This window comes from Sphaerisporangium sp. NPDC004334 (genome assembly GCF_053602655.1).
The window spans coordinates 335229-358189 of the sequence record NZ_JBSGDZ010000006.1 but is presented as its reverse complement, the minus strand read 5'-3'; the positions used below and the strand labels follow the sequence as shown (position 1 = coordinate 358189).

18 protein-coding genes are annotated in these 22961 nt (G+C 73.6%); 13 read left to right on the top strand and 5 right to left on the bottom strand.

Features of this window, described 5'->3' with window-relative positions; all coding sequences use genetic code 11:
* The first annotated feature begins 182 nt into the window (after positions 1 to 182).
* The 7 genes from dxr to ACWEN6_RS10065 all read left to right on the top strand — a co-directional run bounded on the left by dxr (position 183) and on the right by ACWEN6_RS10065 (position 7930).
* Positions 183 to 1430, top strand: coding sequence for a 1-deoxy-D-xylulose-5-phosphate reductoisomerase (gene dxr / locus ACWEN6_RS10095; protein WP_452569872.1), 1248 nt, complete (start codon positions 183 to 185; stop codon positions 1428 to 1430).
* Between the two features lie 144 nt (positions 1431 to 1574).
* Entirely contained in the window at positions 1575 to 2747 is a 1173-nt protein-coding gene (ispG, locus tag ACWEN6_RS10090) for a flavodoxin-dependent (E)-4-hydroxy-3-methylbut-2-enyl-diphosphate synthase (RefSeq protein ID WP_354835390.1), read from the top strand.
* A gap of 146 nt (positions 2748 to 2893) precedes the next feature.
* Complete coding sequence (locus ACWEN6_RS10085) at positions 2894 to 4003, top strand: PP2C family protein-serine/threonine phosphatase (RefSeq protein WP_452569871.1); 1110 nt, start codon at positions 2894 to 2896, stop codon at positions 4001 to 4003.
* A gap of 193 nt (positions 4004 to 4196) precedes the next feature.
* Entirely contained in the window at positions 4197 to 5786 is a 1590-nt protein-coding gene (locus ACWEN6_RS10080; RefSeq protein WP_452569870.1) for an alpha/beta hydrolase, read from the top strand.
* A gap of 47 nt (positions 5787 to 5833) precedes the next feature.
* Positions 5834 to 6676 carry a GNAT family N-acetyltransferase gene (locus ACWEN6_RS10075; RefSeq protein WP_452569894.1) on the top strand — a complete coding sequence of 281 codons (843 nt, stop codon included), beginning with the start codon at positions 5834 to 5836 and terminating at the stop codon, positions 6674 to 6676.
* Between the two features lie 61 nt (positions 6677 to 6737).
* Positions 6738 to 7490 carry a HipA family kinase gene (locus tag ACWEN6_RS10070; protein ID WP_354835384.1) on the top strand — a complete coding sequence of 251 codons (753 nt, stop codon included), beginning with the start codon at positions 6738 to 6740 and terminating at the stop codon, positions 7488 to 7490.
* Positions 7487 to 7930, top strand: a complete 444-nt coding sequence (locus ACWEN6_RS10065) for a DUF3037 domain-containing protein (protein WP_452569869.1) — start codon at positions 7487 to 7489, stop codon at positions 7928 to 7930. Before ACWEN6_RS10070 ends, ACWEN6_RS10065 begins: the two co-directional genes overlap by 4 nt.
* Positions 7931 to 8029: 99 nt before the next feature.
* Here ACWEN6_RS10065 and ACWEN6_RS10060 read toward each other — a convergent pair whose 3' ends face one another.
* Positions 8030 to 9397 (bottom strand): alkyl sulfatase dimerization domain-containing protein, encoded by a 1368-nt coding sequence (locus tag ACWEN6_RS10060; RefSeq protein ID WP_452569868.1) that lies wholly within the window; start codon positions 9395 to 9397, stop codon positions 8030 to 8032.
* A 307-nt stretch (positions 9398 to 9704) separates the two neighbouring features.
* Here ACWEN6_RS10060 and ACWEN6_RS10055 point away from each other — a divergent pair, with 307 nt between their 5' ends.
* The 4 genes from ACWEN6_RS10055 (at position 9705) to ACWEN6_RS10040 (ending at position 15275) form a co-directional block, all read left to right on the top strand.
* Complete coding sequence (locus ACWEN6_RS10055) at positions 9705 to 11291, top strand: outer membrane protein assembly factor BamB family protein (RefSeq protein WP_452569867.1); 1587 nt, start codon at positions 9705 to 9707, stop codon at positions 11289 to 11291.
* A gap of 125 nt (positions 11292 to 11416) precedes the next feature.
* A complete protein-coding gene (locus ACWEN6_RS10050) occupies positions 11417 to 12283 on the top strand; it encodes a hypothetical protein (protein WP_452569866.1) in 867 nt (288 codons plus the stop codon).
* On the top strand, positions 12274 to 14733 hold the full coding sequence (locus ACWEN6_RS10045) for an outer membrane protein assembly factor BamB family protein (RefSeq protein ID WP_452569865.1): 2460 nt from the start codon (positions 12274 to 12276) through the stop codon (positions 14731 to 14733). Before ACWEN6_RS10050 ends, ACWEN6_RS10045 begins: the two co-directional genes overlap by 10 nt.
* Positions 14734 to 14738: 5 nt before the next feature.
* Positions 14739 to 15275, top strand: coding sequence for a hypothetical protein (locus ACWEN6_RS10040; protein ID WP_452569864.1), 537 nt, complete (start codon positions 14739 to 14741; stop codon positions 15273 to 15275).
* A gap of 140 nt (positions 15276 to 15415) precedes the next feature.
* Here ACWEN6_RS10040 and ACWEN6_RS10035 read toward each other — a convergent pair whose 3' ends face one another.
* Both ACWEN6_RS10035 and ACWEN6_RS10030 read right to left on the bottom strand, forming a co-directional pair.
* Positions 15416 to 16066 carry a response regulator gene (locus tag ACWEN6_RS10035; protein ID WP_452569863.1) on the bottom strand — a complete coding sequence of 217 codons (651 nt, stop codon included), beginning with the start codon at positions 16064 to 16066 and terminating at the stop codon, positions 15416 to 15418.
* Positions 16048 to 17253, bottom strand: a complete 1206-nt coding sequence (locus ACWEN6_RS10030) for a sensor histidine kinase (protein ID WP_452569862.1) — start codon at positions 17251 to 17253, stop codon at positions 16048 to 16050. Before ACWEN6_RS10030 ends, ACWEN6_RS10035 begins: the two co-directional genes overlap by 19 nt.
* A 199-nt stretch (positions 17254 to 17452) precedes the next feature.
* On the opposite strand from ACWEN6_RS10030, the gene ACWEN6_RS10025 reads away from it, so the two are divergent.
* Entirely contained in the window at positions 17453 to 18211 is a 759-nt protein-coding gene (locus tag ACWEN6_RS10025; protein ID WP_452569861.1) for an ABC transporter ATP-binding protein, read from the top strand.
* 71 nt (positions 18212 to 18282) lie between these two features.
* On the top strand, positions 18283 to 20793 hold the full coding sequence (locus ACWEN6_RS10020) for an FtsX-like permease family protein (RefSeq protein ID WP_452569860.1): 2511 nt from the start codon (positions 18283 to 18285) through the stop codon (positions 20791 to 20793).
* 74 nt (positions 20794 to 20867) lie between these two features.
* On the opposite strand, the gene ACWEN6_RS10015 is transcribed toward ACWEN6_RS10020, so the two are convergent.
* Both ACWEN6_RS10015 and ACWEN6_RS10010 read right to left on the bottom strand, forming a co-directional pair.
* On the bottom strand, positions 20868 to 21734 hold the full coding sequence (locus ACWEN6_RS10015) for an AraC family transcriptional regulator (protein WP_452569859.1): 867 nt from the start codon (positions 21732 to 21734) through the stop codon (positions 20868 to 20870).
* A gap of 205 nt (positions 21735 to 21939) precedes the next feature.
* Positions 21940 to 22752 carry a phytanoyl-CoA dioxygenase family protein gene (locus ACWEN6_RS10010; protein WP_452569858.1) on the bottom strand — a complete coding sequence of 271 codons (813 nt, stop codon included), beginning with the start codon at positions 22750 to 22752 and terminating at the stop codon, positions 21940 to 21942.
* Between the last annotated feature and the right edge of the window lie 209 nt (positions 22753 to 22961).

The following is a 22961-nucleotide window of genomic DNA, read 5'->3' as shown; positions in this document are numbered from 1 at the left end:
CGCGGGAAGGTAGTGCGGTGGAATGCGGCATTTCTCGTGATTCGCCGAGACGGGTATGGCGGGTTTCGGGCATTGAGCTGCTGTTTTCTCACCAGTCGCAGTGGTGACACGGAACGGCCCCCGCGCACCTCTCCTCGGCGGTCCGGCGGGCGGGGCCGGGGCGGGCCGCGATAATGGGGGGCATGCAGACCCCTCTCGCCGTGCCGGCCGGTCCCGCGGACTCCACCGCCGCCCTCGCGCGCGCCGGCCGTCCCGGCGCCGCGGAGCCGCGCTCGATCGTCGTGCTCGGTTCCACCGGCTCGGTGGGCACCCAGGCCCTGGAGGTCATCGAGCGCGACCCCGCGAGCTTCCGCGTCGCCGGGCTCGTCGCCGGCGGCGGCCAGGTCGACCTGCTTGCCCAGCAGGTGCGGCGGTTCCGTCCCGAGGTCGTCGCGGTCGCCGACGAGCGGGCCGTGCCCGCGCTTCGCGACGCGATCGGCCCGGTGCCGGTCGTGGCGGGCGCCGAGGGGGTGGCGCAGGTCGCTGCCTGGCCCTGCGACATCGTGCTGAACGGCATCACCGGCGCGGTCGGGCTGACCTCCACGCTGGCCGCGCTGTCGGCGGGGCGGGTGCTGGCCCTGGCCAACAAAGAGTCGCTCATCATCGGCGGGCCGCTGGTCAAGCGGCTGGCCGGGCCGGGCAGCATCCTGCCGGTCGACTCCGAGCACTCGGCCCTCGCCCAGTGCCTGTGGGCGGCGGGGCCCTCCGGCCACGACCCCGCGCAGGTGCGGCGGCTGGTGATCACCGCCAGCGGCGGCCCCTTCCGCGGCCGCGCGCGGGCGGAGCTGACCGGCGTGACCCCCGAGCAGGCGCTGAAGCACCCCACCTGGGACATGGGCACGATGATCACGCTCAACTCGGCGACGCTCGTCAACAAGGGCCTGGAGGTCATCGAGGCCAACCTGCTGTTCGACATCCCCTTCGACCGCATCACCGTGGTCGTCCACCCGCAGTCGGTCGTCCACTCGATGGTCGAGTTCGTCGACGGGTCCACCATCGCCCAGGCCAGCCCGCCCGACATGCGGCTGCCCATCTCGCTGACGCTGGGCTGGCCGTCGCGCGTGCCGGGGGCGGCCGGCGCCGTCGACTGGACCAAGGCCCACACCTGGACGTTCGAGCCGCTGGACGACGAGGCGTTCCCGTCGGTGGCGCTGGCCCGGCACGTCGGCACGCAAGGCGGCACGGCGCCGGCCGTCTACAACGCCGCCAACGAGGAGTGCGCGGAGGCGTTCCTGGCCCGGCGGCTGCCGTTCCTCGGCATCGTCGACACCGTCGCGGCCGTGGTCGGCGAGCATTCCGTGACGCCGGCGGGGTCGGTGGAGGAGGTCCTGGACGCCGACGCCTGGGCCCGCGCCCGGGCCCGCGAACTGGTGGCCGCCCAGGAGGGCTGAGCCGCGCCCGGTCACCGGGGTGTGGCGGGAGTCACAGGTGGCCGGGAACTCCGGCTTTGTCGGCGGGCGGAGCCTACCGGTGCGCGGGGGTCCTTAGACTGGGGGGCGTCTTAGCGCGTCGCCACTATCAAGGTGCTGGAAAAGATGACATCTGTTGATCTGGGGATTCCCTCGGTACGGAGCAAGCCGATCGCCGAGCGGCGGGTGTCGCGGCAGATCATGGTGGGCTCGGTGCCCGTGGGCGGGGGCGCGCCGGTGACGGTGCAGTCCATGACCACCACGCTGACCGCCGACGTGAACGCGACGCTGCAGCAGATCGCCGAGCTCACCGCCTCCGGCTGCCAGATCGTCCGCGTGGCCGTGCCCTCGCAGGACGACGCCGACGCGCTGCCGGCCATCGCGCGCAAGTCGCAGATTCCGGTGATCGCCGACATCCACTTCCAGCCGAAGTACGTCTTCGCCGCCATCGAGGCCGGGTGCGCGGCCGTCCGGGTGAATCCGGGCAACATCAAGAAGTTCGACGACAAGGTCGGCGAGATCGCCAGGGCCGCCGCCGACGCGGGCGTCCCCATCCGCATCGGCGTCAACGCCGGTTCGCTCGACCCCCGCCTGCTGGCCAAGTACGGCAAGGCGACCCCCGAGGCGCTGGTGGAGTCGGCGCTGTGGGAGTGCTCGCTGTTCGAGGAGCACGGCTTCCGCGACATCAAGATCTCCGTCAAGCACCACGACCCCGTCGTCATGATCCAGGCGTACCGCCTGCTCGCGGCCCAGTGCGACTACCCGCTGCACCTCGGCGTGACCGAGGCCGGCCCGGCCTTCCAGGGCACGATCAAGTCGGCGGTGGCCTTCGGCGCGCTGCTCGCCGAGGGCATCGGCGACACGATCCGCGTCTCGCTGTCGGCGCCCCCGGTCGAGGAGGTCAAGGTCGGCATCGGCATCCTGGAGTCGCTGAACCTCCGCGAGCGCGGCCTGGAGATCGTCTCCTGCCCCTCCTGCGGGCGCGCCCAGGTGGACGTCTACACCTTGGCCGAGCAGGTGCACGCCGGGCTCGACGGGCTGAAGGTCCCGCTGCGGGTGGCCGTGATGGGCTGCGTGGTGAACGGCCCCGGCGAGGCCCGCGAGGCCGACCTCGGCGTCGCCTCCGGCAACGGCAAGGGGCAGATCTTCGTCAAGGGCGAGGTCGTCAAGACCGTCCCCGAGTCGCAGATCGTCGAGACGCTCATCGAGGAGGCCCTGCGCCTGGCCGAGGAGATGGGCGTGGAGGTCGACCTGGACGACGACGAGGCCGCCTCCGGCCCGCAGGTCGTCGTCGGCTGATCTCCGGCCGCTCCCCGGCTGTCTCACCATTCGGGACGGCGGCCGGTCGGCGCCACAGGGCGAAATCCCCTGGCGTGCAGGCGTTTCCGCAGGTCACGGCGGGCGTGGGTTTTCCGCCCGGGCTCGTGCTGGTGTATGCATGAAGGGTGCGGCACGCGCGGGGCAGAGCGGACGGGCACCGGCCGTGGCGGACGGGCCACGCGCTGGTGGCGATCCCGCTCGTGCTCATCTTCGTGATCACCGTGGCCGACCTGCTGACGCCGCGCGAGATCGAGCTGAGCCCCCTGCTGATCACCGCTCCGGCGATCACCGCCTCGTTCTCCGGGCCGTGGGTCACCGGGAGCGTGGGCGTGCTGTCCTTCGCCGGCGAGATGGTCGTCAGCGCGCACGACGGCACCATCGCCGACCGGCCCGTGCAGACGCAGTTCGCCGCGGCCGTCGTGGTCACGGTGTTCCTGGTGCTGTTCTCCTATCTGCGCGAGCGGCACCAGCAGGTCCTCACGCGCGTGCGGTCGGTCTCCGAGGCCGCCCAGCGGGCGCTGCTGCGCCCCCTGCCCGCGCGGCTCGGGTCGCTGCGGCTGGCCTCCATGTACCTGGCGGCCGAGGAGGAGGCGCAGATCGGCGGCGACCTGTACGCCGCGGCCCGCACCGATTCCCGGGCGCGCATCGTCATCGGCGACGTCCGCGGCAAGGGGCTTCCCTCGGTGTCCGACGCCGCCCTGCTCCTCGGCTCCTTCCGCGAGGCCGCGCGCAGGCACGCCACCCTGCCCGACGTGGCCCGGTACCTGGACCAGAGCGTGCGGTCCGACCTCGACGAGCACACCGAGGATTTCGAGCAGGCGCAGGAGAACTTCATCACCGCGGCCGTCATCGAGATCCCGCACGACCGGGCGGTGATCGAGATGATCGACTGCGGCCACCCGCCGCCGCTGCTCCTGCGCGACCACCAGGTCATGACGCTGGACGCGGCCAGGCCCGCGCCGCCGCTCGGCCTCGGCGAGCTGGCCGACCCGCTGTACGAGGTGGAGACCTTCGACTTCAAGGCCGGTGACACGCTGCTGCTCTACACCGACGGCGTCATCGAGGCCCGCGGCCGCGGCGGAGAGTTCTACCCGCTGGCCGACCGGCTGATGAGCTGGGAGGGCGACGGTCCCGAGACGCTGGTGCGGCACGTCCGCGACGACCTGCTCGCCTATGTCGGGGGGCGGCTCGGCGACGACGCCGCGATGGTCGCGATCCAGCGCCTGCCGGACTGACCTTCCACCGTCATCATCCGGGTCATTCCGTCATGCCTTCGATCCGCCCGAGCGCGCCCGCGCGCGAAGCCTTGGATAACGGTGCGCAATCGAATGACTACAGATCGGTAAACATTGGGCCGGGTCGCCGGTCGTCGCGCGGCCGGGTCCGGGAGCATCGGCTTCTGCCACAGCCGCAGAGGGGAGTCAACGGGTGAGACGGGTTGTCAGTGTCATGGCCGGCGTGACCTTGCTGGTCACCGGGCTGACGGGAGCGACGGCGCGCGGAGCGGCCGCCGAGCCCCAGGACGGGCCGGCCTGGGCCGAGTGCCCCGGGCCGAAGTCGGTGGTCACGGTCGAGTGCGCGTCGCTGAACGTGCCGCTGAACCCGGCCGCGCCGGACGGGCGCGCCATCGCCCTGGCGCTCAGCCGCGTCCGGGGCGCGGAGTCGCACGACCACCGCCGAGGTCTCGGCGTCCTGCTGGTCAACCCCGGCGGTCCCGGCGCGCCCGGGGTGAACCTGGCCCGGTACGTGGCCGCCGCCCTGCCCAAGGACATCGCCGCGCGCTACGACATCGTGGGCTTCGACCCCAGGGGCGTCGGGGCCAGCGAGCCGGCGCTCCACTGCGTGGACCCCAAGACGCACTTCGCCGCGCCGCGCCCGGACCAGGTGCCGGCCAACGACGCGGCCGAGGCGGCGCTGCTCGCCCGGGCCAAGGGGTACGCCGAGGCGTGCGCGACGCGCTGGTCGTGGCTGCTGCCGCACATGACCACGGAGAACTCCGCCCGGGACATGGACGCCATCCGGCGGGCGCTCGGCGAAGACAAGATCAGCTACCTGGGGTACTCCTACGGCACCTACCTCGGCTCGGTGTACGCGACGCTGTTCCCCAACCGGGTCAGGCGGCTGGTGCTCGACAGCGTGGTCGACCCCGAGGGGGTCTGGTACGACTCGAACATCGCCCAGGACTACTCCTTCGACCGGCGGCACCGTCAGTTCCTCGCCTGGGTCGCCCGGCACGACGACGCCTACCACCTGGGCGATACCGAGACCGAGGTGGCCAGGGCCTGGTACGGCATGCGCCGGCGGCTCGGCCTGCGGCCCGCCGGGGGCCTGGTCGGCCCGAGCGAGCTGGACGACATCTACACCGTCGGCGGGTACACCAACGCGGTCTGGCCGCTGTTCGCGGCCGTCTTCTCCGCCTACGTCAAGAAGGGGCGACCGGAGGGCCTGGTGGCCGCCTATCGCCGCCACGTGGACCACGACGCCGCCGCCGAGAACAACTACGCCGTCTACCTGGCGGTGCAGTGCCGTGACGCCGCATGGCCGCGCGACTGGGCACGCTGGCAGGCCGACACCGCCAAGGTGAACGCCAAGGCGCCGTTCATGGCCTGGCCGAACGCCTGGTACAACGCGCCCTGCGCGTTCTGGCCGGAGAAGGGCGGCACGCCGGTGCACGTCGGCGACGTCGCCCACCTGCCTTCGATCCTGCTCGTCCAGTCCAGGCACGACGCCGCCACGCCCTACGCCGGCGCGGTGCGGGTGCGCGAACGCTTCCCGACGGCCCGGCTGCTGGTGGAGGGCGGCGGCAACCACGGGGTCTCTCTCGGGGACAACGCCTGCGTCGACCGGCACCTGGCCGCCTACCTGCGGGACGGCACCGTTCCCGGCGGCAGGGCCGAGCAGCGCACCGGGCGGCGGCCGGACGCGTTCTGCGCCGCCTCGGCCGAGCCTCGCCCGCCGCAGCCGGCCGAGGCCAACCCCGCGCACCCAAGGCCGGCGCAGGCGATCAACGGCCAGTAGGGTCGGTTCGTTCCAAAATCGGGGCTGTCGCGTAGGCTAAGCCCGTGATGCTGCGAACATCGGCGTCGCGGGTGCTCGACGATCAGGACCGCGACGAGGTGCTCACGCTCCTCGACGCGGACCCCGTCGCCAACGTCTTCGTCGCCTCCCGGGTCCGGTCCGTCGGGCTGAGCCCGGCCCGGCTCGGCGGACAGATGTGGGGGTTCGGCCCGCGCGGTGGGCTTACCTCGCTGTGCTATGCCGGCGCCAACCTGGTCCCGGTCAACGCCGGCCCCGAGGCCGTGCAGGCCTTCGCCGACCGTGCCCGCAGGCAGGGCCGGCGGTGTTCCTCGATCGTGGGCCCGGCCGACGCGGTGGAGAAGCTGTGGGAGCGGCTGGAGCCCTACTGGGGGTCCGCGCGGGCGATCCGCTGGGCCCAGCCGGTGATGGCCACCTCCGCGCCCTCTCCGGTGCCACCCGACCCGCTGGTCCGCCAGGTACGCCCGGAGGAGTTCGCCACGCTGCTGCCCGCATGCGTGGCGATGTTCACCGAGGAGGTCGGCATCTCGCCCGACCTGGGGGACGGCGGCGCGCTCTACCGCTCCCGGGTGGCCGAGCTGATCCGCATCGGCCGCTCGTTCGCCCGCATCGAGGACGGCCAGGTCGTCTTCAAGGCCGAGGTCGGGGCGGTGACGCCGCAGGTCTGCCAGATCCAGGGCGTGTGGGTGCATCCCGACCGCCGCGGCCAGGGGCACGCCGTCTCGGGCATGGCCGCCATCGTGGACCTGACGCTGCGCCACTTCGCCCCGGTGGTGTCGCTTTACGTCAACGACTTCAACGTCCCCGCTCGCGCGGCCTACCGCAGGGTCGGCTTCAAAGAGGTCGACACCTTCATGTCCGTCCTTTTCTGAACCCGTCCGGCGTGCCTCCCGGGGGCGCGGGGTGGGGCGGGGAGCTGGGTACCCTTGGCGGGTGCTCGAACTGGTGACCGCGACGCGCTATGTGACCCCCCTCCGGGAGGGGGGATCGCTGCCCGGCGTCGTCGAGGCGGACGACCTTGGTACTTATGTCGTGAAATTCCGCGGTGCGGGGCAGGGGCGGCGGGTGCTGGTCGCCGAGATCATCTGCGCGGAGCTGGCCCGGCGGATCGGGCTGCGCACCCCTGAGCTGAAGGTCGTCGACCTCGACCCGCGCATCGGCGCGCGCGAGCCCGACCAGGAGATCCAAGATCTGCTCCAGGCCAGCGAGGGCCACAACCTGGGCGTCGACTTCCTGCCCGGGTCGCTCGGCTTCGACCCGCTGGCCTGGACCGCCGACGCCGACCTCGCCTCCCGCGTCCTGTGGTTCGACGCGCTGGTCCACAACGTCGACCGCAGCTGGCGCAACCCCAACCTGCTGGTCTGGCACGGCGACATCTGGCTGATCGACCACGGCGCCGCGCTGTGGTTCCACCACAACTGGCGCACCGCCGACCCGCAGCGCCGCTTCGACGCCGGCGACCACGTGCTCGCGCCCTTCGCCACGCGCGTCAAGCAGGCCGACGCCGAGCTGCCCGGCCTGATCACCGAGGAGCTGCTCGGCGCGGTCGTCGCCCTGGTCCCCGACGAGTGGCTGGAGGGCGAGCCCGGCTTCCCCGACGCCGCCTCCGTGCGCCGCGCCTACGTCGACCACCTGCTCGCGCGCGCCCACGGCCCGCGCGCCTGGCTGCCGGAGGCCGGCCGATGACCACCGCGCTCCCGCCCGAGCACCGCGCCGGCTCCGCTGAAACCCGCGAGACGATGGCCGTCTACGAGTACGCGGTGATCCGCGTCATGCCCTGCGTGGTCCGCGGCGAGTTCCTCAACGTGGGGGTGATCCTCTACTCCCAGCCGAACGGCTACCTGTGCGCCCGCGCCGAGCTGGAGGAGTCCCGGCTCCGCGCGCTCGACGAGACCGTGGACGTGGGGGAGGTCGGCAAGGCGCTGGCGGCCTACGAACGCGCGTGCTCGGCCGACGCGGGGCCGCTGCGCGGCGAGTCGCTCGGCGGACGCTTCCGCTGGCTCACCGCCCCGCGCAGCACGGTCGTGCGGACAGGCCCGGTCCACGCCGGGCTGACCGGCGACCCGGAGGCCGAGCTGGAATGCCTGCTCGACCGGCTGGTCCGCAGGCGTACCCCGGCGCACTAGCGTGCCGTCAAGGCTTTCGGGCCGGGTCGCGCGGCCTTCCGCGAAGGTCGACCCGCCCCGCGCTCGGCTACGGGGGAAAGCCGGGCGCGGGACGGGCGTTCATGGAGCCGCCGGCCCGCGGGCACCCGGCGGGCGGCCTCCGTCGTGGGCGGCGGTGGAGGGCACCCACCACATCTGGCCGCCGGCGATCTCGTGGTACACGTCGAGCAGGTCCTTGCCGGTCGTCACGCTGCGCGACTCGGCCGCCGCCCAGGTGTAGACGCCGCGCGACATGGTGGAGGTCTCCTGCCGCACCCGCAGCGTGTAGACGCGCGCCCTGATCTCGTGCACCTTTCGGTCGGACGGGTCGGCCTGGGTCGCCAGCTCGGCGAGCTGGCAGGCCAGGCGCAGGTCCCCCTCGGCGGCCGCCGTGGCGGCACGCGTGGCCAGGGCCGCCGCCCCGCCGGACAGGTCGGCCAGCGCGTGGGCGAGGACGTCGTCGGGTGGGGGCTTCAGGTGGGCGGGGTTGCCGTCGTGCCAGCCGCCGTACAGCCGCCAGATGTTGCGCACGACGAACTCCGGCTCGTCGTAGTGCGGTTGCAGGTAGGGCCGGCCGGCCAGCGCCTCGGGCGGGCGGACGGCGTGGATGATCTCGTCGAGCCGGGCGCCGGCGTTCATCATGTCCAGCGTCTGCTCGACCAGGCTGTCCAGGTAGTCGGCGGTGTCGGTCAGCGCCTGGCGCACGCGCGCCGCGCCGGCGATCGGCAGGCCGTGGCCGGGCAGCAGCACCTCGGGCGACAGGGCGGCCATCTTGCGCAGGGCCAGAGCCCACTCGTCGGGGTACCGCTGGACCTTCTGCGGGTTGCCCGCGTTCGGGGTGACCCAGATGAACAGGTCACCGGTCAGCAGGACGCCGCGCTCGGGCAGGAACGCCCAGGTGGCGTCGTCGGTCTCGCCGCGCGCGTGCCGCAGTTCGAGGGTGACGTCGCCGAGGGAGAGGTCGATCCGGTCGTGGTAGGTCAGGTCCGGCTGGCGGAAGCTCGTCGGCCACACCATCCGGGTGAAGCCGAACTGGCGTTGGTTGATCACCGTGTTGTACCCGGCCGTCCTGGCGTAACGGACGAACCGGGCGGCGACCTTCTCGTGGGCGATCACCTGGGGCCGCGGGCCGCTCTCGGCGTCGAAGGGCTCCATGCCGGCGACGTGGTCGAAGTGGCCGTGCGAGAAGATCGCGTAACGGACCGGCTCGTCCGACCAGGCGCGCATGGCCGCGTGCATCGTGCGCGCGTCCACGTTGTTGCCCGAGTCGAACAGAGCCAGGCCGCCGTCCCCCCTGATGCCGTAGACGTTGCCGAACGCTGGCCACATGACCACGCCTTCGGCCACCTCCTGCACCCCCCTCGAGCGCAGGTCCCGCAGCGGCACCTCCTGCGGGGGCACCGACCCGCGCCAGACACTGTCCGCGTGCTCGAGGATCGGCGATGTCATATGCCAAGCATGGCCTCGACCCATCCGGGGGCAGCAGTAGGGAGATCCCTACACCTGCCCGCGGCGCCGTGGACGGCGTCCGCATCCGGGCAACGCGCCGCTGATAACGATGAATGCGCCTGAAACCGTAATAATCTCCGAAATGCGATAGATGGGGCATTGACCCCGAAACGGCACGTCGGGCGAGTGGTATTCCGGGGAACCGCCGGGAAAATGCCGTGTGCTGTCAACGCGCCCGGCTCATCCGGCGACATATTCCTGGTGGTCCAGTGCCGTCCATCCCCCGCTCAATTCCCTGCGAGGAGCCATGCGCCGAGACAAATGCCGGGCAGGCCCGGCGGCCGGGTTCGTCCTGGCCGGTTGCGCGCTGCTCGCCGCCCCGGGCTCGTCGGGAGCCTCCGGCGCCGCCGGTGTCCCGTCCCGCGCGGCCCCGCCGGCGTCCGGCGTCACGGTCACGGTCGACGGCGAGGTGGCACAGGGCAGCGACCGGCGGGGACGGACGCTGTGGCGCTCGGCCACGGCCGGCCGCGCGCTCGGGTCGGCCCAAGGCGCCCTGTCCTACGGCCGGTTCCTCGTGCAGGACGCCGAGGACGGGGAGAGCGAGTACTTCGACGAGGCGCCGGGCAGGCCGCGCCGCGTGACCGCCCTCGACGCCGTCACCGGCTCGGTGCGGTGGACGATCACCTCCGGCCGCCTGGAGGACGGGGCCGGCCGGCCGTACTTCTACCTGCTCGGCCTCGCGGACGGGCGGGCAGTCCTGGACATCCCCGCGCTCGGCGCCGTCCACGCCCTCGATCTCGCCGACGGCCGCCTGGGCTGGGCGGCGCGGCTACCCGGCGGATGCCGGAGCCTCGGCACGGTCGAACATCCCATCGACGGCGAGCCGCGCGGGCTGGTGGACGAGCGGCGGGTCACGATCCTCGCCCGGTGCAAGGGCGGGCACGTGCGCGTGCTCCGCTTCGACGCGCGCGACGGCACGCTGCGCGGAGAGACCGAGGTGCGTCCCGCCGGCGAGCCGACGCTGACCGTGACCGACGGCGTGGCCGTGGTGACCACGCCGCACTCGATCGCCATCGTCACCCCCGGCGGGCGGGTCGTCTACGACCGGTCGCGGGCGGGATGTCTGTGCGACGCCGTCGTCCTGCGCGGCCACGGGTTCGTGACCGCGGACGACCAGGCGGGGGCCACCGACCTGGAGGTGATCCGGCTCGACACCGGGGCGGTGGTCGCCCGGCGCACCTACTCGCAGCCCGAGGTGACGGCTGATGGCCGGCGCGGGCTCGTCGCCGTCGCCGGGGCCGTCCCGCACCCGCTGATGATCTGGGCTCCCTTGCGCGTGGTCGACGTCTGGGACGCCACCACCGGGCTCCCGCTCACGACCGTCTCGCCGCCACTGACGCTCGCGGACACCGCCCGCGCCGTGGCCATCGGCGGCGGGTGGGGCGCGCGCGGCGGCGTGCCCGCAAGCGCGTGGCCCGACCCGTGCGCCCTGCTCACGCCCGGTGTGCTCACGGAGCGGACGGGCGCCGCCTACCGGCCGGCGGTGGCCGGGCCCGCGCCCGCCGAGCTGGGCCTGGCGACCCCGGTGTCCTGCGCCCTTACGCCTCTCCAGGCGGGTCGCGCCCAGGTCGTCGTCTCGGTGAGCTGGGTGTACGGCAGCGAGCGGGAGGCGCGGCAGGCCGTGGCGAGCCTCGGCAGCACCGGGCGGATCGCCGCGCCGGTTCGGCTGGCGCCGGTCCGCGGGGCCGACGAGGCGGTGTACTTCGACGACGCCAAGGACTCGATCATGATGCGGACGCGATCCACGCTCCTCCTGGTCGAGGCGTACGGGGAGAGCTCGACCGCCAGGCACGCGGCGGAGACGGCCGCCGACGCCCTGCGAGGACACCGGTGACCCGCGCCCGCAGACCGCCCAGGGGCACGCCCCCGCCACGCTCCCGTCCCCCCGAAGCACCACAACCGAAGCCCAGCCGAGCGCGCGGCGCGGAGAAGCCGGGCCGCGTGAAGGGAGCGGGAGACGTGGAGAAGCCGGGCGGCCCGCAGGAGCGGGGCGGCGCGGAGGCGGCCGGCGACGCGGAAGAGCCGGGCGGCGCGGAGGAGGTCCGGTCGGGAGGTCCGGTCGTGCGGACGCTCGGCACGTCCATGAAGTGGTTCGTCGCGGCGATCGGAGCGGGCTTAGCCACCATCATCGGCACCGTCTTGCTCGCGACGTGGTCGCAGGCACAGGATGCCTGGGCCGACTACCGGGAGACGCCGAGACTCACCGGCTCGGTCTACTCGCCCGTCGGCACCGGCGACCACTTCGCCTTCCGCCAGGCCATCAGGGGCGGACCCGGTGGCATATTGCACGGTTCCGATCCGGACGAGGGCAAGCTGGTGGCCTTCATCGCGCGAGAGCGCGGCGCGTGGATCGGCTCGATGAACGTGACGATCGTGCTGCAAGGGCAGCGGCGTGACCCGCTCAGGGTCGTGGACGTGCGTCCCCGCGTCCGCCGGTCGATGCCCAACGCGGCGGGGACGTGCTTTCGCATGCCGAGCTCCGCCAGCAGCGACGTGTTCAAGGTCATCGTGAGCCTGGACGATCTCTACCAGGGAAGAAAGGCCAAGCAAGGAGGCCACTTCCTGGACAAGAACATCGACCTGGCCTACGGCGAGCGGGCCAGTGTGGACTTCACCGTCACGGCGCAAGAGCGCGCCTACGAGTGGGACATCCAGGTCGACTACGTCTACGGCCACGACACCTCCGTCCAGCACGCGTACTTCACCGCCCCGGACGGGCAGCCGTTCCGCCTCACCGGAAGGGCGCCCGCCTACCGCGTGGCCTACGACAGCCCGACGCTGGCCGCCGTCTTCCGGGTGGCCGGCAGGAACCGTCCATGCCGCTGACGCGCCGGGAGGCTCGAGGGCGCCGCCGCGCAGGGCGAGGCGGTGCACCGTGGCGGGCGGCGCTCGTCGTGGCCGTCGTCCTGCTGACGTGCGCGCTCCCGGCCGGCGCCGTGTCCTGGACCGTCCTGACCGCCGAGGCCGGGACGCGCTGGCGGGCCGACTATCCCGCCGCGATGTACGGGAACGCGGTCCTGGCCGGCCAGGACGTGGTGGTGGTCACCAGCGCGCTGCTCGCGGTCGTGGACGCCGGCAGCGGCGAGGAGCGCTGGCGGCGCCCGCTCCGTGACACCGAGCCCGTCGACTGGCTCGTCCCGGCCGGGCGGCTGGTGCTCGCCACCTCGCACGCCGCCCCCACCGGGGAGAGTGGCGACCTGCGGGCCGCATCGCTCGCCGACGGCGGGGAACTGTGGCGGCGGGACGGGCTGACCAGGGCGGGAGTCTGGCGGGGCCCCTACGCGGGGGAGGCCGCCGGCGTGGTCCCCGCGTGGTCTCCCGACAAAGGACGGCTGGAGGGGGTGGACCCGGCGACCGGGAGCACCCGCTGGACGTGGCGGCCGCCTCCGTCCTGCGCGACGCCGTCCCAGTCGGCGTCCGACGGCGGAGTGGTCGTGGTGGTCGCCGGCTGCCGGACGACGGTCGCGGTGTTCGCCTTGGACCCGGCCGACGGCCGGTCGCGCTGGCGGGCCGACTTCGCCTCCGTTCGCGACCTGCGGCTGCTGCCCGGAACGGTCGCGGTCGCGGACGGCGACGGGTTCACCCTGCTCCGCGCAGCCACCGGGCGCGCGACCGGCCGTGTCGCGTCGTGCATGCCGGGCTGCATCCCGCCCCGCGCCGCCGGTGAGGCCATCCTTCTGTCCTACCCGGCCGGAGACGTCCAGGCGCTGCGCGCCGCTCGAGAGCTCGGCGCCGCTCAGGGCTCGCCCGTGCTCGGAGTGCTCAGCGACGGCGACGCGCTCGGGCGGACCGTCGACCTGATCGACCCTGCCCGCGCCGTCATCGGCAGGCAGGTGCTCCCGGTGGCCTACCGGCCGTTCGGCATGCGCCGGGCCACCCTGTTCACCGCCGAGCGCGTGACCGGGCCCGGCCGCGCGCCACGGCTCGCCCTCGCCGCCGTGGACCTTGTGCCCGGGAGGCTGCCGGTGACCGCGCCCCGGCCCGACCCGTGCGACCTGCTCGCCCCGCGTCCGGGCGTGCGCGCCGAGCCGTCCGGCCGGGCGCCGCACCTGCTGTGCGACTTCACCGACGCGGCGGGCATGCGCTTCACCCTCGGAGTGTGGAGCGCGTCCAGCGCGGACGGCGCCGCCGCCCTCTGGCGGGAGACGCGCGACACGCTGGACGGCCACCCGGTCCCCGATCTCGGCGACGAGGCGTTCGCGTCCGGTCCGCGCGACGGCGCGATCGTCGTCCGGCGGGCCCGGCACATCGTCTGGGTTCGTTCTCCGTACCTGCCGCTGCGCGACCGCCTGCCCCGCGTCGCGAAGGAGGCGGTCGCCCGTCTCGGCCGAGTCCCCCAGGCCGTCCGCCCGCTCGCCGTCCCCGAACCGGGTCCGGTCTCGCACGAGAGCGACCCGCCGCCGGTCACGTCGCCCGGCATGCCGCCTCCCGTCGTGCTGCCCGGCACGGCGGTCACCGTACGGCCGATGGCCGGCGACCCGATCAGCGTCATCGGCTACCGGCAGGGGCGGACCACCCGCCTGCGCGACCGTTCTGGGCGGTTCACCATCCGGCTCGCCGGGCCGGCCACCGTCTCGTCCGACGGCCGCTGGGCCGTGAGCGTCGCCGGCGGCCGGCGGCTGGACATCGTCGACCGAAGCAGCGGGCGCAAACGCCGCGTCGACGCCCTGCCGAAGCTGTACGGCCCGTCCTGGTCCGACTCCGACAGACTGATCTTGACCAGGCGGGACGAGGCGCGGTTCGTCATCGTCGACCCGCTCTCCGGGCGCGTCCGCCCTGTCTGGATCGACTCTCAACGGGACGCCGTCCAGGACTCCTCCTTCCACTGGAACGCCGACGCGCGGACGGTCAGCGCCTCCTTCACCTCCTTCGAGGGAGGGTTGATCCACCACCTGCTGCGCTCGTTCGACCTCACCGGGCGGCGGACCAGCGAACTGTCCCACGTGGGAGACACGGCGGACGGAACCGGCGACCGGCTGTCGCCCGGGCGCTCTCGCTTCCTGGCCGGGTGCGCGGACCGTCCGCAGGACTTCTGCGTCCACCAGGCCGGGACCGGACGCCTGCTGGCTCACCTGGAGATCGACGGGCGGCCCGTGGCGTGGTACGACGACGAGCACCTCGTGGTGTGGCGGCGCGGCGCGCCCGGTTCACAGGCGGCCGTGGTGGACCTCTACGGCACCCCGACGAGGATCCTCGCCGAGGCCGCGAACCACGACGACACCCTGGAACTGATCTGGACCCGATCACCCTCCACCCGGGGCGGGGCGTTCAGATGAACCCGGTGACTGATGGCAGGGGCGCGGTTCACTTCGACGCCGCCTTCGTCACCGTGCACGACGCTCTCAAGCGTGACGGGGAAGCCTGGGAGGACGCGGGCACGCTCGGCGAGGTGGTGGGGGGTCAGGGCTTCACCTGGAGCCAGAAGGACGCGCAGGTCTTCGCCGCGTTCGGCTACGGCACCCGGCAAACGCCCGGCTACTGCGCCGGGCCGTCGAAGACCACCGCGCCGCAGCGGAGATACGGCGTGAACAACCAGATGGGCATCGCCTGCAAGCTGTCCGACCAGGCGATCGGCGGGCCGTTCATCCTGAAGTACGACGCCACCAAGAAGATGGGCTACGTCAAGGGAGTCGTCAGCCTGGTCGTCACCGCCGACGGCAAGCGGTACCTCTCGTCCCCCTACTTCGCGTACTGGGTCTACGTGCTCTACGCCAACGCCGGGGGGAAGATCGTCGAGCAGAGCACATCGCCTTCGGCGGCGAAAAGCCCGGCGGTGTCGGGCTCCCCGGCGACCGGCGGCTCCCGGGCTCATCGCTGATTCCCGCTCTCTCGTGATCGACATTGTCAACCGCAGTCCCCGCCGGTCGCGGTAGGGGCCGCGGTAGACGTGGCGGGGCTCCGGCGAACGTGGCGCGCGGCCTAGGTGCCCCGTCCGCTCCGGCCGCGTGCGACGAGGTGTCAGCCTCGCAGGTAGGTGAGGACGGCCAGGACGCGGCGGTGGTCGTCCTCGGCGGGCGGCAGGTCCAGCTTGGCCAGGATGCCGGCGATGTGCTTGGACACCGCCGCCTCGGTGACCACCAGCCGCCGGGCGATGGCGGCGTTCGAGCGGCCTTCGGCGATGAGCCCGAGCACCTCCCGCTCGCGGGGGGTCAGACGGGCCAGCGGGGCGCGGCGGCGGCCGAGCATCTGCCGGACGACCTCGGGATCGACGATCGTGCCGCCGGCGGCGACCCGCTCAAGGGCGTCGACGAAGTCCCTGACGTCGCCGACGCGGTCCTTGAGCAGGTAACCGATGCCCGCGCCCGTGCCCATGTCGAGGAGCTCGGCCGCGTAGGTCTGTTCGACGTACTGGCTGAGCAGCAGCACCGCCGTCCTCGGGCGGTCGGCCCGCAGGGCCAGGGCGGCGCGCACGCCCTCGTCGGTGAAGTCGGGCGGCATCCGGACGTCCATGACCACGATGTCGGGCTCGTGTTCCCGCACGGCGTCCAGCAGGGCGCCGGCGTCGCCGACCGACGCGACGACCTGGTGACCGAACCGTTCGAGCAGCCCGGCCAGCCCCTCGCGCAGCAGGACGACGTCTTCGGCGATGGCTACGCGGAGAGGGGGCACGGAATCTCCACTCGAAGCGAGGTGGGGCCGCCGGGCGGGCTGGACACGGTCATGACGCCGTCGACGACGGCGAGCCGGTCGGCGAGCCCGGACAGCCCCGACCCCGCCGCCGGGTCGGCGCCGCCGACGCCGTCGTCCTCCACCTGGAGCACCAGCGTGTCGTCCAGCAGCCTGCCGCGGACCAGGCAGTGGTTCGCCGCGCTGTGCCTGGCCACGTTCGCCAGCGCCTCGGTGGTGACGTAGTAGGCGGTCACCTCGATCGGGCCGGGCAGCCGCGCGGGCAGGGAGATGTCCACCTCGACGGGGACCGGCGACCGGCCCGCCACGTCGAGCACGGCGGCGGGCAGCCCACGATCGGTCAGCACGTGCGGATGGATGCCGCGGATCAGCTCGCGCAGCTCCGCCAGCGCTCTCTTGGCCTCCCCGTGCGCCTGGTCGATCTGGACGGCGGCCGGCGACCCCGGTGGCAGGTCGAGCAGGGCGAGCCCCAGCTTCATGGTGAGCGAGACCAGCCGCTGCTGGGCCCCGTCGTGCAGGTCGCGCTCGATGCGCCGCCGCTCGCTCTCGAACGCGTCGACGAGCCGGGCGCGCGAGCGGACGACCTCGGCGTCGTCCGGCGCGAGGACCGCGCGGACGATGCTCGCCCGGGTGCCCGCCCAGGCGGTGACGACATAGGCGGCCACGGGGAACAGCAGAAGCCCACCGGCGGCCACGAGCCAGCCGGTCAAAAGGTCGAGGGTGGGCTGCAACGGCCCCGACAGCAGCAGCAGCGGTAACCAGATCGCCTGGAACGCCACGCCCAGGTCGACGAACCACATGACCATCGCGACCGGCAGGAGGGCCATCTCACGCCAGGTGGCCTGTTCGCGCAGCCGAGTGGCGAACCAGGCGCGCACGCCCGGCCGTTCGGGGGGCCGGTGCGGGTCGGTGGCGGGGCGGAGGTCCACCAGGCCGAGCCGCGCCCGCTCGAGCCGCGCGGCGGCAAGCCCGCTCACCACGACGAGCGGCGGCAGGACGGCGCAGGCGACCGCGAGCCCGTACAGGTACGCGAGGGCGGCCAGGGCGGCGGCGGCCAGGGCGAGATAGGCGCTGGACAGCAGGTACGCCAGCGAACGCCACGGCCAGGGCGACCGCAGGAACGCCGACGGTCTGCGGGTGAGGGCCTCGAGCGCGGTCCGGGCGAGCACGTCCCGACGTTATCGGACCTGTGTGGCCCGCACAGTAGTGCTGGGTCTACCTCCGGTCCTCGCCGTAGCGCCAATGTGCCGCCGCCTCCGACCGGCTTGGCTTGGCCTCATGGAGAACGCAGAGACGGCCCGCACGGACATGAGTCGCCTGAGCACGGACCGCGCAGGAATGGCTCGCCCGGATGCGCCCAATTCAGGCATGGGGCGTGCGGGGACGGACCCCCCGGACGCCGTGCGGTTGTGGTCGGTGCGCAAGACCTACCGCACGGCCGCCCATGAGGTGACCGCGCTCGACGGGGTGACGACCGGCTTTCCCACCGGCACCTTCACGGCCGTCATGGGCCCGTCCGGCTCGGGGAAGTCCACGCTGCTGCAGTGCGCGGCGGGGCTCGACCGGCCCGACGGTGGGAAGGTCGTCATCGACGGCACCGACCTCGCCACGCTGAAAGAGACCGCTCTGACCGTGCTGCGACGCGAGCGGGTGGGGTTCGTCTTCCAGGCGTTCAACCTGGTCTCCGCGCTCACCGCGGAGCAGAACGTCTCGCTGCCTCTGCGCCTGGCGGGGCGGGCGGTCGCCTCAGCAGAGGTTCGCGCGGCGCTGGGGCGGGTCGGGATGGCCGAGCGCGCGGGCCACAGGCCGAGCCGGCTCTCCGGCGGAGAGCAGCAGCGGGTGGCCATCGCGCGCGCTCTGATCACCCGGCCGGCCGTGGTGTTCGCCGACGAGCCGACCGGCGCGCTGGACATCAAGGCATCCCGCGAGGTCCTGCGCCTGCTGCGCGGCATGGTCGACGACCAGGGGCAGACGGTGGTCATGGTGACGCACGATCCGGTCGCGGCCGCCCACGCGGACAGGGTGCTGTTCCTGGCCGATGGCCGGCTGGTGGAGGAGTTCACCGGGAACATCGACGCGGAGTCGGTCGCGGCCCGCATGACAGGTCTGGAGCGGTCGGCATGCTGAACGCGACCGCGGGCGGCGCGGGGACAGAGCGTGCGGGGAGCGGTGTGGTGGAGCGTGCGGGAGGCGGCGCGGTGACAGAGCGTGTGGGAAGCGGTGTGGTGGAGCGTGCGGGAGGCGGCGTGGTGGGGGGTGCTGGTGGCGGCGGGTCGCGGCGTTCGGGCGGTGGCGCGTGGCTGGGCGTCGCCGGGGTGCGTGAGCGCTGGACCACCTTCGCCGGCACGTTCGTGACGCTCTTCCTGGCGGTGGCGATCCTGTCGGTGACCTCCCAGGCGTTCTTCTCGGCGGGGCCCCGGCTCCCGGCCCGGCTCGCGGGCGCCGCCGTCCTGGTGGCGGTGCCGGCGATCGAGCGGCAGGAAGGGAACTTCACGCCCGACCGGCCCTGGTCGCCCGAGACGGCCGCGGCGCTCACCGAGCGGCTCGGCGGCATCCCCGGCGTGGCGCGGGCCATACCCGACAAATCCTTCTACGCGCAGGCCGTCATCGCGGGCGAACCGGTCGAGGCCCACCAGGGGTACGCCTGGTCCGCCGCGGCGCTGGCCCCCTACCGTCTGGCGTCCGGCACGGCGCCGCGGGGCCCGGGGCAGGTCGTGCTCGACCGGGCGCTCGGCCTCGCCCCGGGAGCCCGGGTCACCGTGCTGACCGCGAGAGGACCCGCGGTCCACACGGTCTCGGGCACCGTCGACGCGCCGGGCGTGTACCTGAGCGACGCCGAAGCGGAGACCCTCGCCGGCGGGGTGCGGACGATCGGGCTGGTCACCGCGCCGGACGCGGACCTCGCCGCGGTCGAGGCCGCCGCGCGGGCGGTCACGGGCGGCGACGGCCGGGTGTTCGCCGGCGAGGCGCGGGCCGCGCTGGAGCCCTTGGACGACGCGCGGATCCGCTGGATCGGTATGCAGGTGCTCACCGCCATGGCGGTCATGGGGGCGTTCGTCTCGATCTTCGTGGTGGCCTCGACGTTCGCGTTCGGCGTGGCGCAGCGGCGGCACGAGTTCGGGCTGCTGCGGGCCGTCGGGGCGACCCCCCGCCAGGTCCGCGCGATGGTGTACGGCGAGGCGCTCGTGGTCGGGGTCGCCGCCGCGGCGGCGGGGGCCGCGCTCGGCGCCCTGCTCGCTCCGGTCTTCGGAGACCTGCTGGTGGAGGCCGGCTTCGAACCGCGGGGGTTCGCGGTGGAACCGCGGCCGGCCCCGCTCGCCGGCTCGTTCGCGGTCGGTGTGATCGTCGCCCTGCTCGGCGTGGGGTCGGCCTCGCGGCGTGCCGCCCGGGTGCGCCCGCTGGAAGCGCTTCGCGAGGCCGGGGTGGACGAGCGGCCGATGCCGCGCGGCCGGTGGATCGCCGGCCTGCTGTTCTGCGCCGGCGGCCTGGCCGGCGCGGTGCTCACCGCGAGCACCGGCGGCGGCGGTTTGGTGACCTCCGGCCTCTTCACCGCGATGGCGCTCATCATCGGCCTCGCCCTGCTCGGTCCGGCCGTCGTCCCTGTGGTGGTGCGGGCGCTCACCTGGCCGCTCGGACGGCTGCGCGGCGCGGCGGGAATGCTGGTGCGGGAGAGCGCGCTGGCCGCGGTCAGGCGCACCGCCTCGACGGCGACGCCCGTACTGGTCACGGTGGGGTTCGCCGTGCTGATCACCGGAATGGTGCAGACGACGGCGGGCGCGTTCGTGTCCGCGCGGACCACCTCCTTCCCGGTGAAGGCGATGGTGGTCGCGGACGGCGTGCCCGGCCTTTCCGACGCGGCGGTCTCCGCGGCCGGCGCGACGTCCATACTGACCACGGCCCTGTACAGGCGGGACGGCGACGCCGCGCCCACCGCGGGCGTCACCCCCGAGCTGGTCGCGCGGGGATGGGGAAGGCTCCGCGTGCTGTCGGGGTCGCTCGACGGTTTCGGCGAGCGGGGGGACGGCATCGCCGTCGCGTCGTGGGTGGCGGACAAGTGGGGCTGGACGCCTGGCCGCACGGTGCGAGCGGCCTTCGAGGACGGCATCGACGTGCCGCTACGGGTGATCGCGGTGGTCGAGGGCGGACCGGGCGGCGTGCTGGTGCCGCGGGACCTGGTCAGGACGCATGACCGGTCGGTGCTCGCCGACGAGGCGTTCGTCCTGGGCGAGAGCGCGGGGCCGCCGCCGTCCGGGTTCGGCGCCCGGGTGGTCGACCTCGCGACCTATCGGGCCCTGGCCGACACCGAGGACGACCGGCTCGTGTGGATCTTCACCGTCTTCCTGGTCGTCGTGTCGGCGGGCTACACGGCCGTCGCGATCGCCAACACGCTGATGATGGCGGCGGCCGGCCGGCTCCGCGACATGACCGTGCTGCGCCTGTCCGGCGCGACGACCCGGCAGGTGCTCGGGACGGTGGCCGCCGAGTCGGCGCTCGTGGTCATCCTCGGGACGGTGCTGGGCCTGGCGGTGGCGCTCCCCGCGCTACTCGGGATGCGCGCGGGGTTGGAGGAGGCCATGGCGACTCCGGTCGCGCTCGTCCTGCCGGGGCCGTTGCTGCTGGGCGTGGTGGGCGCGTGCCTGACCATCGCGGTGGGCGCCGCCACCCTCACCACCTGGCCCGCCCTACGCGCGGGCCGGGCGGCGAGATGACCGGCCGACGCCGCCCACTGCCGTGAGGACGGCGGGAAGCGGCGTCACGCCCCGATGCGCCCGGCGGGCTCTGTTCAGCCGTGCTCGGGCTCCACCGGGAGCCACAGTTCGGCGTCGGCCTCGGTCTTCTCCGGCGACAGGCGGATGCGCACGATCTCGGGGCCGGTGCGGGTGCGGTACGGGTTCGACGGGAACCACTCGGTGAACACATCCCGCCACAGCTCCTGGATGGCCCGCGGCGCCGGCCCGGAGGTGGTGAAGACCGCCCAGGCGCCGGCCGGTACGGCCAGCGTGGTCGTGCCCTCCGGAGCGGCCCCGGAGGTGATCACGCCCTGGTAGTAGTCGAGGTCGGTGCCCTCGGCGCGGCTGGGATCCAGGTCGTCGCAGACCGCGACGATGCCGTGCGGCTCCTGGTCCGACAGTTTCTCCAGGCGCTCCAGGGTCCGCGGGTCGATCGCGCGGACGAAGTCGATGATGGCCTGGTTCGGCCCCGCATGCACCAGCGGCACCCGGGTCTTGAGCCCGACGACGGTGAAGTCCGGCTTGTCCACAACGCGGTATCGCATGCTGCTGCTACCTTCGATGGTGAGACGGAAGGCCATCCGGGACTGGGAGCTGAGCGCGGCGCGGGTACGCCGGGCCTCGCCCGGCCCGATGCCGTGCATGGCGCGAAACGCCCGCGCGAACGCCTCCCCGGAGCCGTAGCCATAGCGCACCGCGATCTCCAGCAGCGTCTCACGCCCCGCGAGTACTTCGGCGCCCGCGAGGGTGAGCCGGCGGCGCCGGATGTACTCCGACAGCGGCATGCCCGCGAGCGCGGAGAACATCCGGCGCAGGTGGTACTCCGAGGTGGCCGCGACGCGTGCCAGCTCCTCCACCTCGACGGCCTGGTCGAGATGGCGTTCGATGTGCTCCATGGCCTGGTTCAGCCGCTCCAGCACGCCGGGCCCCCTTCCTCTTGACGACCACCACACTAGGCAGTGCCCGACCACGCGGGACCCGACATCGGCGGCGCCGCCTGCTTCGGCCGCCGGTGCTCGGGGAGTGGTGAGACCTGCTCTGCAGTGCGCCGGACGTGCCGCTGCCGGGGACCCGGGGACCCGGAGACTTGTTCTCCGCCTGGTCACAGGAGCGGGTGAAGGGTGTCTACCCGGCGCCGCGGCCGGCGCCGTCCCCGTCCGGACCGGGGGTGTGCTGTCCCAGGCCCCGGCGGATCGCGATCTCCACGGGTGAGTACGCGCCGTCGGCCCGCTCCAGTTCGTACGGCGCGGCCGGCATCAGCGGCGGCTGGGCCATGAAGCGCGGACACACCCCGTGGTGCGGTTGCGCGGCGTGCACCAGGAACGGATGGCACAGGAAGACGTCACCCGGGGACCCGGTGGCGAGGGCGAGTGGCCGGTGGTCGGACGCCGCCACCAGATCGGGTGCGAGGGCCAGCCCGCTGGCCCCGTCCTCTCCGTGCTTCTCCAGCACCTTGGGCACGTCGAGGTGTGAGCCGACCCGGATCCGGGTGGGGGCGTCCTGCTCACCGACCTCGCTGAACAGGAACAACATCAGCAGCGCCCGGCCCCGGGAGCGCAGGTTGGTGAAGTACCAGCTCTCGCCCTCCGGCAGATAGCTCCCCTCGATGTGCCAGCCCGCGTCGTCCGGTTCCTCCTCGTGCGGGAAGCGCAGCGGGAAGGTGCCCAGCGAGTAGCGCGGTTGCCAGCGTCCCGCGCCGACGAGCAGGTCGTAGGCGCGGTGCAGGGACGGGGAGTTGGGTGCGGCGGCGAACGGGCCCTGCGCCATGTCGCCCACCCAGTGGACGGGCCGCGTCCACGTCGCCGGGTCGCCCGGATCGCAGCCCGTCTCCCGCCACAGCAGCCGGGCGCAGTGGTCGGCCACGCGCGGCGCGACGGCGCCCTCCAGCTTCACGAAGCCGTCGCGGAGGAAGCGGGATACCAACGCCGTGTCACTCATGTCACTGATGTCATTCATGTCATCCATGTCGTGCATGCCCCCCATCGTGCGGGGACACCGGCCCCGAGCGCCCGACATTCTCCGCACCGCCTTTGTCGGGTGAACACCGAGCCCCTTCCGGCTCCGGTCGCCATGCGAGACCGAGACCCGAGGCTTCCATGAGGACCCTGATCTCCGGATGTGGGGGTGGGGCCGCGGGTCCAGGGTGG